Raw genomic sequence first — 13,482 nt, 5'->3', positions numbered from 1 at the left:
GAACGTCCGGATACGTCACATGTCGGGGCTCATCTCACGCTTGCAGGACCGTTCGACGACGACCACGGCCGAGACGCCGCGTGTCATCGAGATGACCGACGGTGACGCCGACGCGGTGCTCGACGCGCTGGGGTCGGAGACACGCCGGGCGACCTTCCGGGCGCTGTTCGAGGAGCCCGGTACCGCCTCGGAGATCGCCGACCGGATCGATACGTCCATCCAGAACGTCGACTACCACCTCTCGAACCTGGAGTCGACGGGGCTTGTCGAGCCCGTCGAGACGGTCTACTCCGAGAAAGGCAACGAGATGACGGTGTATGGGCCGGCCAACGACCCGCTCGTCTTCGTCGGCAACCAACAGCCAGCCGAGACGACCGAGCAGTCGATCACCGAACTCGTCGGCGGGATCGGGCTGCTCGCCGGCGCGGCGTTGTTCGTCCAGTGGGGCGCCGAACTGCTCGTCCGGAACCGAACCGCGCTCGGCGCAGCCGGCCCATCGAGCCAGGGGTCGGTGGCGTTTCCCGACGGCTCGGTCGGCTGGATGGTCTTCGAGGTCATCGAACCCGGCGTACTCTTTTTCATGGTGTGTCTGGTCCTCGCGGCGGTGACGGCACTGACATTGCAGCGGTGATCCCTCGGACAACGGCCGTGACGAATGCGCGCTCTGTGCTGACCGTCTACTGAGATTTCGATACCGACGCGCTACATATGTCTCTTGGATGAGTGGAACAGCCGCGAGACCGGTTCAAGGGGCTTTTACAGACAGACGGGGTAGCATTCCCTATGACAGACGTTGGCCTACAACTACGGATGCTCGTCGTCGGTGCGATCCTGTTTGCGTTCTATCTCTTCGCCGGGACCGCACTGTCGGTACTTCTGGGACTGCCGCTGATACCGGTGTTACTGGTCGGTATTCTCGTCGTTCCGGCTGTCCAGTACAAACTCGGGAAGTGGCTGGCGCTCCGGAACGCCGAGGATATGCCCGACGACCAGCGGTTCGGCTACGTCCACCAGATGGTCCGGCGGCTCTGCCGCGATATGAGCATCGACGAACCCCGACTCATGACGATGGACATGGGCGTCCCGAACGCCTTCGCCGTCGGGCGGAAAGGTGCCGGGGTCGTCGTCGTCTCGACCGAGTTGCTGCAGCTGTTAGACGACGACGAACTCGAAGGCGTGGTCGCTCACGAACTGGCCCACATCAAAAACCGGGACGTGATAACCATGGTCGTCGGGCAGTCGATCGGGATGCTCGTGGGCTACGTCGCGTACTTCGCGGTGCTGTTCGGCGGTGAGCGTAACATCGGGTCGTGGATTCTGGCGATGGTCGCCTCCTCGATCGCGAACGCGCTCGTGATGGTGTTCGTCCTCGCCATCTCGCGGTACCGCGAGTACGTCGCTGATGCGGACGCCAGGCGAGCTATCGGCACTGGGGAGCCACTGGCGCGCGCCCTCGAAAAAATCTCCCGTGGTGCAGAGGGTCGTGAGTCGACTGTCGAGGACAGCATGAACGCCCTCTGTATCTTCAACGCCGACACGGGGCTGTTCGAACGACTGTTCTCGACGCATCCGCCCACGGAGAAACGAATTCAGCGACTCCGGAACTGATCAGCTGGATCGGCCCAGCCGCGTCCGGTGTGTGGCTGACGGTACAGCCGTCACGGTGGGTGCGCCTCGCCAGAACGAGGCGGAACCGGTGGCAGCGTCAGTCGCGGAACAGGCCGAGCGTCAGCCCGAGTCCGGCGATAGCCAGGATACCGCCGACAGCGAGCGCGCCGCCGCCCAGCAGCGACGACTGGGGACCGTCGTCGCTGGGAGTGGCAGGCGGGGTCGTATCGGTGTCGTTCGTCAGCGACCCCTGTACCGACAGCGTCCCGATGTCGTCGGGAGTCCCGTCGGCTGTCTCACCGGCGTAGAGATCGATGTCGTAGTCGCCGGGCGAGAGCGTTCCGTCTGCCTGCTGGGTGGTCATCGTGACGGAGTCACTCTCCTGACCGGCTATCAGGGCCTGCTGGTCCTCGTCGCCGACCGCCGTCGTGTCTAACAGCAGCGGGACCGTCCCGTCGCCGTTGCCGTCCTCGACAGTCGCGTTCAGCGCAACGCCGCTCTCGGGACTCCCGATAGCGACGGTGGCAGTGCTGTGGTTCCCCATGAACAGCTTCATCGTCGTCTGCTGGCCGGTCCGCGTCGTAACGATCGTCTCGTCGAGGCCGAGTTCCGTCTCCACGTCCGCGGTGTCGGGCTGGCTAGATGCGGGGAGACCACCCTCCGAGTCACCGGCGTGGAGAACGACTGTCCCTACGGTGACCGGCTCACCGGTCGGCGTCTCGCTGGCGAACACGGCCGCGTCGTAGCTCGCGGGGTCCAGTCGGTTGGTGGATAGCTCCGTCTCGGAGGTGATCGTAACCGAATCGTTGGCGTCCTTGGCGGTCAGGGTCGGTTCGTCGGACCCGACGGCGCCGGTGTGGAACCGCAACAGCACGCGGCGGTCGTCGTTGCCGTCCCGGACGGTGGCGTTCAGCTGGTAGTTCACTGCCGGCCCGCCGATCGAGATCGAGGCGTTGTCACGGTCGCCGACAGAGACCTGAATCGGGACCGTCTTCCCTGCGACACCCTCAGCGAGCGGCGACATGCCGACGCTGTTGGTGTCGACGCTGGTGACCCGCGTCTCGTAGTCTCCGTCGTCCGGCGTTACCGTCACGTCACGGCAGTCGCTGTCGCACTCGACGACGGACCCGCCGGTTTCTACCAGCGTCTCACCGCCGCTGTGGACGGTCACCTCGAAGCCGGCCCCGGCGGGGACCTCACTCATGTCGATGGCCATCTGGAACGATCCGTCCGGCTGGACAGTGGCGGACCGCTGGCGGAGGAACGGGGAGTCCGGATCGACAGAGCGCAGTCGGACTGTCAGCGTCGTCCCCGGGTCGAGATCGCTCTGGCCCGTGATCTGCTGTCCGGGTGCGGCCGACAGCGAGAGTGTTTCGCCCTGATAGTCAAGCGTCGTACCGGTGTCACTCGTCGCTGATCCGGCGTCGTCTGCCGTCTCACAGCCACCGTCACAGGGGACGATCGTCCCGGTCGTGTTCGTGAGGCGTTGTCCGTCGGATCGGACGCTGGCGTTGAACGCCGTCCCAGGATCGATCACCGTCATATCGAACTGTGCGGTGAAGGTCCCGTCCTCGCGGACGGTCGCCGACTGTTGTTTGATGAACGGCGAGGATTCGTTGGGCTGGGACTGGAGCCGAACCGTCACGGTCGTCCCTGGATCGAGGTCGGTCTCGCCGGTGAGCGTCTGGTTCGCCCCGGGAGCGAGCGTCACGGTCTCGCCGTCGCCGATCTGTGTCCCCTCGGCGGCGGTCACACCCGTCGGTACGGCGAGTGCGGTTCCGACGAGTGCCAGGGCCATCAGGACCGTCCGGACCCGGCTCATCGTCTCACCTCCCGGGATGGGTTGTTGGCTGCCTGTACTGTCTGTGATCGACCGTGAGTGGTCGGTGGAGGGCACGGGTTCATGCCAGCTAATCGTACAGACGGCATATAAAAAACCGCGCCGGAAGCTCAAATCGGCAGTTGAACGGCACGAGACGACGGTCCCGAAGCCGGCCGACGACGCCGGCGTTTGGACAACCATTTAACCGGGGCCACTGAACTCGCGCCCATGTCGAACCCTCGACTGCTGATCCTGGGGCCACCCGGCGCCGGGAAGGGCACGCAGAGCGCGAACCTCGCCGAGGAGTACGGGATCGAGCACATCACGACCGGCGACGCGCTCCGGGCGAACAAGGACATGGACATCAGCGAGATGGACACGGAGTACGACACGCCGCGTGCGTACATGGAGGCCGGCGACCTCGTTCCCGACGCCGTCGTCAACGCCATCGTCGACGAGGCGCTCTCCCAGGCCGACGGGTTCGTCCTGGACGGCTACCCACGGAACCTCGAACAAGCGGAGGAACTGTCGGGGATGACTGCTCTCGACGTGATCCTCAGCCTCGAAGTCGACCGTGAGGAACTGGTCGATCGGCTGACCGGCCGCCGGATCTGTGACGACTGTGGCGCCAACTACCACGTCGAGTTCAGCCCGCCCGAGACCGAGGGCGTCTGCGACGACTGTGGTGGCGAGTTGATCCAACGCGAGGACGACAACGAGGAGTCCGTTCGGAATCGGCTCGATGTCTTCCAGGACAACACCGCACCGGTCATCGACCACTACGAGGACCACGACGGCTTCGTCACCATCGACGGCGAGGGGACGCCCGACGAGGTCTGGGCGGCCATCAGTGACGCCGTCGACGCACGCGTAGAGTAAAACGTTGATAAACCATCACCGCTGTACTAACTGACAATGGCACGCACCGCGCCGAAGGTAGAACGACTGGCCGAGGACGGCGAGGCCCTGACCGACGCCCTCCAGGAAGTCCTCACTGTCGCCGAGGAGAAGGGGACGGTCACCTGGAGTGACGTCAGCGATGAGATGACCAGCGGTGAGTGGGGCCGTCTGATCGAATCCGGCTTGCTCATCGACGCCGACGGCGAGGGGTTCGTCGTCGAGGACCCGGACGGGGTCCGGGAGGCACTCGATGAGTCCGACGCCGTCCCCGAGGAGGAGGACGACGACGGGGGCTGGACCACCTGGGACAAACTCGCCGGCCTCGCGACGCTCGGGATGTTCGCCGGCTACTCGCTGAACTCCGTCCGGAACGCCATCGGTGGCGTCCTGGATATCGCGCTCGGCCCGCTGGCCGATATCCTCCCGTTCTACGTCGTCATCCTCGTCTTGGCGGTCATCACGGGTGCGAACTCGACGATCCTGCAGGACAACCTGATGGACATGTCCGGCATGGAGCAACACCAGGAGAAGATGCAGGACATCCAGGAACGCCGGAAGAAGGCCAAAGAGCGGGACGACCAGGAAGCGCTGGACCGTCTCGAAGAGGAACAGATGGAGATGATGGGCGACCAGCTCGGGATGTTCAAGAAACAGTTCCGACCGATGGTGTGGATCATGGTCATCAACATCCCCATCTTCCTGTGGCTCTACTGGATGGTCTTCGGCCCCGGTCTGACCCTGGAGGCACCAGTGGCAGTGTTCCCCATCTACGGGGAGGTCGAAGCCTGGCGACAGGGCGTCGTCGGCCCGATGCAGGCCTGGATCGTCTGGTACTTCCTGTGTTCGCTCTCGTTCACCCAGATCATCCGGAAGGCGCTGAACGTCCAGACCTCGCCCGGCGCCGGGTGATCCTGTTAGGCGTCACTGCCGCAATGGGGTCGCCAGGCGGTGGCGACGGTCTCGCAAAATCTACGGCCGATGGGAGACGAAAGACAGCCTCTTTTAACCGGCCACCCGGAGTGCGTGTATGTTGATCACCGTCTCCGGCCCAGCCGGGAGCGGCAAGAGCACGCTCGCGAGGAGTCTTGCCGACGCCTTGGACTACGACCACGTCAGCGGCGGCGACATCTTCCGGTCGCTCGCCGAGGAACGCGGGATGACACCGCTGGAACTGAACAAAGCCGCCGAGGAAGACGATCAGATCGACCGGGATCTGGACCGTCGGCTCCGGGATATCGCCAAGGAACGGGACGACCTGGTCCTGGAGTCACGTCTCGCGGGATGGATGGCCGGCGAGTACGCCGACATCAAGCTCTGGCTCACTGCACCGCTGGACGTTCGCGCCGATCGCATCGCACAGCGGGAGAACAAACCGTTCGACCAGGCCCGCACGGAGACCAGAGAACGCGGGGCCAGCGAGGCCCAACGCTACAGCGACTACTACGACATCGACTTCGACGACCTCTCGATCTACGACCTGTCGGTCAATACGGCCCGCTGGGACCCACAGGGCGTGTTGAGCGTCACGCTTCATGCCGTCGAATCCTACAGCGCCGACGGCGACGAGGGGAAAGCCCCGATCGAAGACATCCGCTACGAGTTCTGATGACGCTCCGTGGCTCACCCGAGGACCGTGACCTCGATACCCTCCGCTCGTTCGGCGTCGTCAACCTCGATAAACCGCCCGGTCCGTCGGCCCACCAGGTCGCCGCGTGGGTCCGGGACGCGACGGGACAGGACCGGGTGGCCCACGGCGGCACCCTCGACCCGAAGGTCACGGGCTGTCTCCCGGTGTTGCTCGGGGACGCCGCCCGCGCCGCCCGTATCTTCGACGAGGCTGTCAAGGAGTACGTCGCCGTGCTGGAACTCCACGCGACTGCTCCCGCGGACTTCGAGACCGTCGTCGCCGAGTTCGAGACCGAGATCTACCAGAAACCGCCCCGAAAGAGCGCCGTCAAACGACAGCTCCGGAGCCGGCAGATCCACGCGCTGGACGTCCTCGAACGCAGCGACCGTCGGGCGCTACTGAGAGTCCGCTGTGAGTCGGGCACTTACATCCGGAAGCTCTGTCACGATATCGGGCTGGCGCTGGGGACCGGCGCGCACATGGGTGACCTGCGCCGGACGGCGACCGGACGCTTCGACGATACGGCCCTCGTGACGATGCACGACCTCGTCGACGCGCTCGCCTTTGCCGACGAGGGCGACGAGGCGGCGCTTCGGGAGGTAATTCAGCCGGCCGAGCGCGCGCTCGTCGATCTTCCTAGGGTGACGATCGCCCCCAGTGCCGCCCGTGAGGTCGCCGACGGCGCACCGGTCTACGCGCCCGGCGTTATCGACACCGAGCCGGCACCAGTCGGTGGGAACCGGCCCGAGCAGGACGGGCTCGTCGCTTGTTATACCCCCGACGGTGCTGTGGTCTGTCTGGGAACCCTCACCGGCGATCCTGACGCTGACTCCGGAGTCGTCGTCACGCTCGAACGCGTTCTGGTCTGAGTCCTGTGGTGAGCCGACACGACGGCGCTGCCGTCGGGCGGGTCCACGTGTGCAACACTCACGCGTGACGCTCCGAAAACGACACCCCTAAGAGGGCGACCCCCCTCTCCCTGAGTGCGGGACCGTGGGGTAGTGGTATCCTCGGCGCATGGGGTGCGTCGGACCTGAGTTCGAGTCTCGGCGGTCCCACTTTTCGCGGAGCGAAACTGGGAGCACGAGAGACAGCAGTGTTGTCTCTCGCCGGTCCCACTTTCCGGTTTCATAGATGCCGACACCTGTACGCTTAGGTGTCCGAGCGACCAACTTCCTTCGGAGATTCGTCTGGAATTTAGTCGCTCTTTAAGTAGCCCCGAATCACCCGACCTATCAGTTCGCAAACTACGTCACATTATTGAGGTATTACGCCGCCAGAAGTGGGATTTTGGTCCCTGTGAGTTCGTTGAGGACGGTTCAGTCGTCGTAGAGCTGATTAACGCTATAATTAACAGAAAGTATTGTCTCAATGAATAAATATAAATAATTTGTTCTTCTGTGGGATAATTATAGCTGGTGCCACATATGAGTGACCGATCTACAGACGGTCGTACCCGACGACGGTGGTTGGCAACCCTGGCAGCCGCCGGCATTGGTACAACTCTCGCTGGCTGTTCGAGCGGCGGAGACACTGAAAGCGATGGCGATGCGGCCGCGACGGAGACCGCCACGGCGACTGGAACGCCAACGCCGGCACAATCCACGTCGGCCGCACAGTCTACGCCCCCGGCGTCAGAGACGGCGACATCCCAGAGTTCGCCCGATACAGAGACCGTGAGTACGGCGGTATCTCTGGGTGTCCGTTCGTCCCAGTCGAACATCGACAAGTTCCAGACGCTCCAGACGACGTTCGAAGCGCTCGAACTGACAACGACCGATGGGACAACCGTCCGGCTAGACGAGACGACGATGGATATCGATCTCACAGCGGTGGGTGCCGGCGGGACCGTGTCCCTGTTCGAGACGGGAATCCCTCCCGGCGATTACACGGAGGCGGCGCTCTATCTCCCGATCCAGAACGCGACGCTCTCCGACGGGAGCGAGCCCGAGTTCTCGCGCACGGTCCCGGCCTCGCGGGAGATCCGAGGCGACCCGATGACGATCGAGTCCGACAGCGAACCCGAACTGACCGTGACAGTCGCGCTCTTACGCATCGCGGGTGATGGCCCGTGGACGTACACACTCGGGTGGGGTATCCAGTAGTTCGCCGGTTCACACGCAACGCGGACGTTTCACACGACGGCGATATTAGAACGCCGACACACCGTTTACCGGACCGTCCTGGCGTCTGTTCACGGTTACGCCGTACAGTAGTCGATAGCCTCACGGACCGCTTCAGTCCGACCGATAAAGGTCGCGTGGTCGCCCAGATACACCTGGTCGTCGCGGTGTGGCATGTGGTTGTCGCCGTCCCGGCTGATCAACGCGAGGTGGCAGTCGTCGGGGAGTTCGTCGGTCAGGGCTGCGACGGTCATCCCGTCGAGTTCGTCGCGGCTGATCTCGACCTCCTGAACGTCGCCCATTCGATCGAGTTCTGTCATCCACTTCGAGATGGCCGGCCGCTCGATGACGTTGTCCATCGACCACGCGACGGACATGCCGGTCTGTATCGGTTCGACATCCAGCGCCTCGAACGCGTCGATGTTACCCGGATCGTTCACCCGGGAGACGACCGTCTCGACGTCGAAGGTGGTCGTCGCCAGCTGTGCGATCAGGAGGTTCACGTCGTCGGTGCTGGTCGCACAGGCGACGACCTTCGCGTTCTCGGCGCCGGCTGCACGGAGGACGTCTTTGTCCCCGCCGTCGCCGAGCTTCGCGGCGAAGCCCGCTTCTCTGGCAGCTTCGATCGCCTGTTCGTCGTTATCGACGATAACGATGTCTTCGCCCCTGTCCTCCAGTCGTTCGGCGAGCGCGGTACCGACACGCCCACCACCGATAATGATGACACGCATTGGAATCACGTCGAGTGCTTCGGCGATGTGGCGGGCGAACCCGCCTTCGACGACGACGGTCGCTAAAATGACCAGAAAGACCGTTCCGACCAGTGTCGTCGCAGCCTCGGGGTTCGTCGGTTGTAGTTCCAGGGCGAACAGCGTCGCCACACTGGCGGGGATGATCCCACGCGGACCGATCGCGCCGATAAAGGTCCGTTCGGCGAGCGTAAACCGGTCGCCGACCGTACACAGCGCGACCGCGACGGGCCTGATGACGGCCATCACGACGAGGACCACGACGATTCCCCCCAGCCCTAGCGAGAGGAGGTCACCGATCGAGAGCAGCGAGGCGAGCGTGATGAAGACGAACGCCAGCACCAGCAGCGTCACGTCGCCTTTGAACTGCTCGATCTCCTCGCGGTAGGGCAGATCGACGTTCCCCAGGACCAGTCCACCGGCCGCGACGGCGGCGATCCCGGCCTCCGCGACCACCGCGTCCGCGAGCCCGTACATCACGAGTGCCGCGACGAGGACGATCAAGCGGGCGTTCTGCGGGGCGTTCTCGGCGGTGAGTTCGGTGCGGCTGAGGAGATACCACACGAGGACGGCGACTGCACAGCCGACGAGGACGCCGACGCCGAGACGGAACGCGAACTCCTGGATGAATCGCAGAAGGCCACTGTCTGCCAGTACGATATACTCGAACGTGACGACCGCGAGGATCGCCGCCACGACGTCGTTGACGACGCCTTCTGTTTCAAGCGTCGAGGATACCCGCTCCCGGACCGCGATGACGTTCATGATCGGCGTGATCACGGTCGGTCCCGTCGCGACCAGCAACGCGCCGATCAGCAGTGCGATCGGCCAGGAAGCGCCGAGGACGACGTAGACGACGGCTGCCGTCGCGAGCAACGAGATCGCTGCCCCGATGGTGACGAGCCGGATCGTCTCCCGAGGGGCCTGTCGGAGCCGTTCGATCCGGAGGTGAAAGGCGCCCTCGAAGACGATGATCGCGACGCTGAAGCTCACGATCGCCGGCAGGGCGTCACCGAACGACTCTCGGGTGACGATCGGATCGATCGCCGCGATCCACGTCGGTGTTTCCGACCCCAGCAGCGCCTGGGCGGCCACCGGGAGCCAGTAGCCGACGCCCTCGGGACCGACGGCGATTCCCGCGAGGATCAGAAAGAGGACGCTCGGCACTTCGAGGCGATCGGCCAGCACCTGTGCAGCGACCCCCAGTGCGACGATGGTGATGACCGGTCCCAGCAGCGTGAGCGCCCCGCTCATCGTCGAGAGTGTCGTGACTGCTGTCTATCCGGATCTCGAACAGCCATGTACAACCACCACGAACGGAGAGGGCGAACTTAACTATTCTCTGTTGGCGGGTCCGACTCGTCTCCAAGTTAACCTGTCACTCCGTGGCACTGTCCACAGCGAGTGGGTGATTGTGACGGGCTCAGCAGCGAGAGGGCGTCGGTCAGCCCGAACACGGCGGCTCGCCCTTCGCATCACCGAACTGTCGGTCCGGCTTATGGTGGCCGTTTTTGTCGCCTCGATGAACAGGGACCCCTCTCACAGCGGGACGCAATCGACGGGATCTGCCGAAACAATGAGGTGAATCCGTCTCACTATCCTAGTTACGATGGGGGACTGCGAGAAACGATCGGTTCTGCTGGTCGCTGGGTTCGGTGTCGACGCCGAGACGGCTCGGGCGACGTTCGCCGAATCGTCCGTCTCAGCCACTGTCTTGACCACGCTCACCGACGTATTCGACAGGCTGACAACCGAAGTGTACCACTGTCTAGTCCTCCCCGAACACGTCGACGGGCAGGCAGGGGTCGACATCGCGCGCGGCGTCACGAAACTGTTCCCCGATCTCCCGGTGGTCCTCGTCGGCGTCGATCCGGCGACGGTGCCCGACGAACTCGGCGTGACCGCGCTCGATGTCACAACTGTTCGCGACCCGTCGGTCGAGGCCGCAGTTCGAGCCGCTCTCGACAGCTCTGCACCGTCGGTCGCCGGTCGGGAGCCGTCGCCGATGGAGACACTGCTGCTCTCGCTGTTCAACGAGATGCCCGATCACCTCTACGCGAAAGACGAGGCGGCCAGACACGTCATGATGGGGCGTGGGTTCAACCAGCCGACCGACCGGATCGGGCTCACGGATCTCGAAGTCGGTGAACTGGTCGACGAACACAGTAAAGCGGCCTACCGTGACGAGATGGCTGTCCTCGACGGTGAGACCGACCGGATCGAGGTCGAGGAGTTCCTCGGCCTGAGCGCCGAGTACGTCCTCACGAAGAAGGTCCCCTGGTACGACGCCGACGATACTATTCAGGGACTGGTCGGGCTCACCCAGGATATCACCACCCGGAAGACACGTGAACGTGACCTGCGGCGCCAACACGAGCGGATGGTGAAAGTCGCACTCCTGGCTGCCCACAAGTTCCGGAACGAACTCCAGATCGCGCACGGACGCCTCGAACTCCTCGACTGTGACGCCGAGGAACTCGACCACATCGAGGCGTCACTCGCCCGCATCTCGGCTGTCGTCGACACCGTTGTCTCCCTCTCGACACAGGAGACCGAAATCGCCGACCAGGAGCCGGTGTGGCTCTCTCGACTCAGCCGCGAGGTCTGGGACACCCTTGCCGAGAGTCAGGCCCAACTCCGGATCGAAAGCGATGCTCGCCTCGTCGCGGACCAGGAGTCCGCCGGGCTGCTCATGCAGTTTCTCTTCCAGAACGCACTGGAACACGTCGGCCCGTCGGTCACCGTCACTGTCGGAGCGACACCGGACGGGTTCTTCGTCGCAGACGACGGCCCAGGTGTCGATGTCGAGCCGCCGGAACGGGTGTTCGACGCCGGCTACACGACTGTCGAGGGCAACACCGGATTCGGGCTCTATATCGCTCGAACGGTCGCCGAGAACCACGGGTGGGAGATCGAACTCTCGGAGGCTGCCGACGGCGGGATACGCTTCGACATCGTGAACGTCGAGCTTCACGAGTAGCGTCGGCGACTGACGTGTTCGGGACCGGGTCTTCCCCCTGGCACCACCCGAGCACTGGAGGTCACGCTCGAGTGAAATATGCACTGACTGTCACAGAACTCGCTGTCTCAGCCACCGCGGACGAACTCGTTGCGGACATCGGTCAGGACGTCCTGGGTGTGGCCGTTCGGGTCGACGGAATCGTAGACCCCTACCACCTCGTCGTCGGCGAGGACGAACGTGTGCCGACCGGTATGGCCCGCGCTCGTGTCGACGCCGAAGGCAGCAGCGACTTCGCCAGCAGGGTCCGCAAGCAGATCGAACAACAGCCCTTCGGCCTCGGCGAACGCGGCGTGGCTCTCGACGCCGTCCATCGAGACACCGTAGACGCTGATTCCACCCTCCCGAAACTGCGGCAACGCGGCCTGGAACTCGTTGGCCTCGACGGTACAGCCCCGCGTGTCGTCTTTGGGATAGAAGTAGACGACTGTCGGCGTCGAGAAATCGGGAGTAACTGTCTCTCCGTGTTGGTTCGTCGCGCTGACTGCCGGTGCGTCGGCTCCGGGTTCGAGCATACCCGGTCGTTGGAGCGGCGACACAATACGGGTTCGGATCCGTCACCGGGTCAACTGGATGAGCCCTCGCTTGAGCGCGTCCGTGAACCGCTCGTCGAGGGGCATCGTCTCCCATTCGTCGGGTCTGTCCGAGTCGGGGATCGACTCCAGCGAGTCGACCAGCGACGTGTGCAGGAACCGGCCGTTCCGATCGCACTCCTCACAGGTCCGGATGACCGATCGAACGCCGAACTCCCTGGTGATCGTCGCACGACAGTTCGCACACAGATACGTCTCTGGCACAGCGAGAACTACGGGGTCCAGATATTCGGATGTTGTGCCTCGGGGCCGTGGTCCCGCCCGACTCCCGTTACCCGTCTTCGACCCAGCCGCCGATCCGCTCGGCGACGTACTCCTGACTGCCGAGACCGAACCCAATGCCGAGTGCTATGGCCACACCTAACCCGAGTCCGATCGCGACCGCCTGTACCATCGTGTTCAGGATGGCCGTACTGTATCCGAACGCGTCCAGCGCGAGCGACACCGCGGTGAAGTAGACGACGGCGCGTCCAGCCAGTGCGATCGGGGGCGCGAAATCGGTCTCGCCGACGACCTCGGTGTCCTTGATCGAGCGAGAGACGTAGCCGGCGACGACGAATCCGACCAACAGGATCACCACGCCACCGAACAGTGACGGGACGTACCGCGCACCGGCGATAGCCCACTCGACCATCCGGTTGAACTCCAGCAGACTCAGCGATACCACGAGCCCGATGAGCACGAACAGCGCGGTGACGATCCCCGAGAGGAGGTCGTGTACCTCACTAGACGAGACGAACGCCCCGCCCAGTGGTGTCTCCATGATCGCCTCCCCGAGGTCGATGCGTCGCGTGACGGCCACGACCCGGCTACCGACCCACGGTCCGAGAACGAACAGAGCGAACAGCGGGACGAAGACGGCAAACGCGACAGTAACGGTCGGCTCTATGGCACCGATGACGCCCGCGATTTTGGCGCTCAACTCCGGGAGAAGCGGTTCGGCCGGTTGTGACGCCTGCAACGGGACGCCCGAGACTGATTGATCGGTACTGTTCACCAGTTCGTCAGCTGCTGTCACTCCGTCGAGCACGTTTGTTCCGG

General features: G+C 64.1%; 13 protein-coding genes and 1 tRNA gene. 9 read left to right on the top strand and 5 right to left on the bottom strand.

Annotated elements, in window-relative coordinates:
* Positions 1-19: 19 nt before the first annotated feature.
* A complete protein-coding gene (locus VJ109_RS03070; protein ID WP_324758916.1) occupies positions 20-631 on the top strand; it encodes an ArsR/SmtB family transcription factor in 612 nt (203 codons plus the stop codon).
* A gap of 152 nt (positions 632-783) precedes the next feature.
* Complete coding sequence (locus tag VJ109_RS03065; RefSeq protein ID WP_324758915.1) at positions 784-1,608, top strand: M48 family metalloprotease; 825 nt, start codon at positions 784-786, stop codon at positions 1,606-1,608.
* A gap of 97 nt (positions 1,609-1,705) precedes the next feature.
* Here the strand turns inward: VJ109_RS03065 and VJ109_RS03060 are convergent, their stop codons facing one another.
* Entirely contained in the window at positions 1,706-3,430 is a 1,725-nt protein-coding gene (locus tag VJ109_RS03060) for a BGTF surface domain-containing protein (protein WP_324758914.1), read from the bottom strand.
* Between the two features lie 228 nt (positions 3,431-3,658).
* Between VJ109_RS03060 and VJ109_RS03055 the strand changes: the two genes are divergently transcribed.
* The 6 genes from VJ109_RS03055 (at position 3,659) to VJ109_RS03030 (ending at position 8,062) form a co-directional block, all read left to right on the top strand.
* Positions 3,659-4,309: an adenylate kinase gene (locus tag VJ109_RS03055; protein WP_276180543.1), complete on the top strand. Its 651-nt coding sequence runs from the start codon at positions 3,659-3,661 to the stop codon at positions 4,307-4,309.
* A 36-nt stretch (positions 4,310-4,345) separates the two neighbouring features.
* On the top strand, positions 4,346-5,239 hold the full coding sequence (locus tag VJ109_RS03050; RefSeq protein ID WP_324758912.1) for a DUF106 domain-containing protein: 894 nt from the start codon (positions 4,346-4,348) through the stop codon (positions 5,237-5,239).
* A 118-nt stretch (positions 5,240-5,357) separates the two neighbouring features.
* Entirely contained in the window at positions 5,358-5,936 is a 579-nt protein-coding gene (gene cmk / locus VJ109_RS03045; RefSeq protein WP_324758911.1) for a (d)CMP kinase, read from the top strand.
* A complete protein-coding gene (locus VJ109_RS03040; protein ID WP_324758909.1) occupies positions 5,936-6,826 on the top strand; it encodes an RNA-guided pseudouridylation complex pseudouridine synthase subunit Cbf5 in 891 nt (296 codons plus the stop codon). Before cmk ends, VJ109_RS03040 begins: the two co-directional genes overlap by 1 nt.
* A 118-nt stretch (positions 6,827-6,944) precedes the next feature.
* Positions 6,945-7,015 (top strand) — tRNA-Pro (locus VJ109_RS03035).
* Between the two features lie 618 nt (positions 7,016-7,633).
* Positions 7,634-8,062, top strand: coding sequence for a hypothetical protein (locus VJ109_RS03030; protein WP_324758907.1), 429 nt, complete (start codon positions 7,634-7,636; stop codon positions 8,060-8,062).
* A gap of 95 nt (positions 8,063-8,157) precedes the next feature.
* Here the strand turns inward: VJ109_RS03030 and VJ109_RS03025 are convergent, their stop codons facing one another.
* Positions 8,158-10,083, bottom strand: a complete 1,926-nt coding sequence (locus tag VJ109_RS03025; protein WP_324758906.1) for a cation:proton antiporter domain-containing protein — start codon at positions 10,081-10,083, stop codon at positions 8,158-8,160.
* 355 nt (positions 10,084-10,438) lie between these two features.
* Here VJ109_RS03025 and VJ109_RS03020 point away from each other — a divergent pair, with 355 nt between their 5' ends.
* Positions 10,439-11,809, top strand: coding sequence for a sensor histidine kinase (locus tag VJ109_RS03020; protein ID WP_324758904.1), 1,371 nt, complete (start codon positions 10,439-10,441; stop codon positions 11,807-11,809).
* Between the two features lie 107 nt (positions 11,810-11,916).
* Here the strand turns inward: VJ109_RS03020 and VJ109_RS03015 are convergent, their stop codons facing one another.
* The 3 genes from VJ109_RS03015 to VJ109_RS03005 form a co-directional block, all read right to left on the bottom strand.
* The gene (locus tag VJ109_RS03015; RefSeq protein ID WP_324758902.1) at positions 11,917-12,363 is read right to left on the bottom strand and encodes a peroxiredoxin; all 447 of its coding nucleotides are present in this window, start codon (positions 12,361-12,363) and stop codon (positions 11,917-11,919) included.
* Between the two features lie 42 nt (positions 12,364-12,405).
* Entirely contained in the window at positions 12,406-12,645 is a 240-nt protein-coding gene (locus tag VJ109_RS03010) for a hypothetical protein (RefSeq protein WP_324758901.1), read from the bottom strand.
* Positions 12,646-12,712: 67 nt separating this feature from the next.
* Positions 12,713-13,471: a mechanosensitive ion channel family protein gene (locus VJ109_RS03005; RefSeq protein ID WP_324758899.1), complete on the bottom strand. Its 759-nt coding sequence runs from the start codon at positions 13,469-13,471 to the stop codon at positions 12,713-12,715.
* Positions 13,472-13,482 lie beyond the last annotated feature (11 nt).

Source organism: Haloarcula montana, assembly GCF_035666295.1.
In the GTDB taxonomy this organism is placed as follows: Archaea; Halobacteriota; Halobacteria; order Halobacteriales; family Haloarculaceae; genus Haloarcula; species Haloarcula montana.
Note: the sequence above shows the minus strand (reverse complement) of the source record. Positions and strands in the feature narration are given on the sequence as shown.

Excerpts from the sequence above, each read along its gene's own strand:
- VJ109_RS03020 (WP_324758904.1), top strand. The coding sequence starts at position 10,439 with ATGGGGGACTGCGAGAAACGATCGGTTCTGCTGGTCGCTGGGTTCGGT.
- VJ109_RS03040 (WP_324758909.1), top strand. The coding sequence starts at position 5,936 with ATGACGCTCCGTGGCTCACCCGAGGACCGTGACCTCGATACCCTCCGC.
- VJ109_RS03050 (WP_324758912.1), top strand. The coding sequence starts at position 4,346 with ATGGCACGCACCGCGCCGAAGGTAGAACGACTGGCCGAGGACGGCGAG.
- VJ109_RS03015 (WP_324758902.1), bottom strand. The coding sequence starts at position 12,363 with ATGCTCGAACCCGGAGCCGACGCACCGGCAGTCAGCGCGACGAACCAA.
- cmk (WP_324758911.1), top strand. The coding sequence starts at position 5,358 with ATGTTGATCACCGTCTCCGGCCCAGCCGGGAGCGGCAAGAGCACGCTC.
- VJ109_RS03025 (WP_324758906.1), bottom strand. The coding sequence starts at position 10,083 with ATGAGCGGGGCGCTCACGCTGCTGGGACCGGTCATCACCATCGTCGCA.
- VJ109_RS03070 (WP_324758916.1), top strand. The coding sequence starts at position 20 with ATGTCGGGGCTCATCTCACGCTTGCAGGACCGTTCGACGACGACCACG.
- VJ109_RS03065 (WP_324758915.1), top strand. The coding sequence starts at position 784 with ATGACAGACGTTGGCCTACAACTACGGATGCTCGTCGTCGGTGCGATC.
- VJ109_RS03055 (WP_276180543.1), top strand. The coding sequence starts at position 3,659 with ATGTCGAACCCTCGACTGCTGATCCTGGGGCCACCCGGCGCCGGGAAG.
- VJ109_RS03060 (WP_324758914.1), bottom strand. The coding sequence starts at position 3,430 with ATGAGCCGGGTCCGGACGGTCCTGATGGCCCTGGCACTCGTCGGAACC.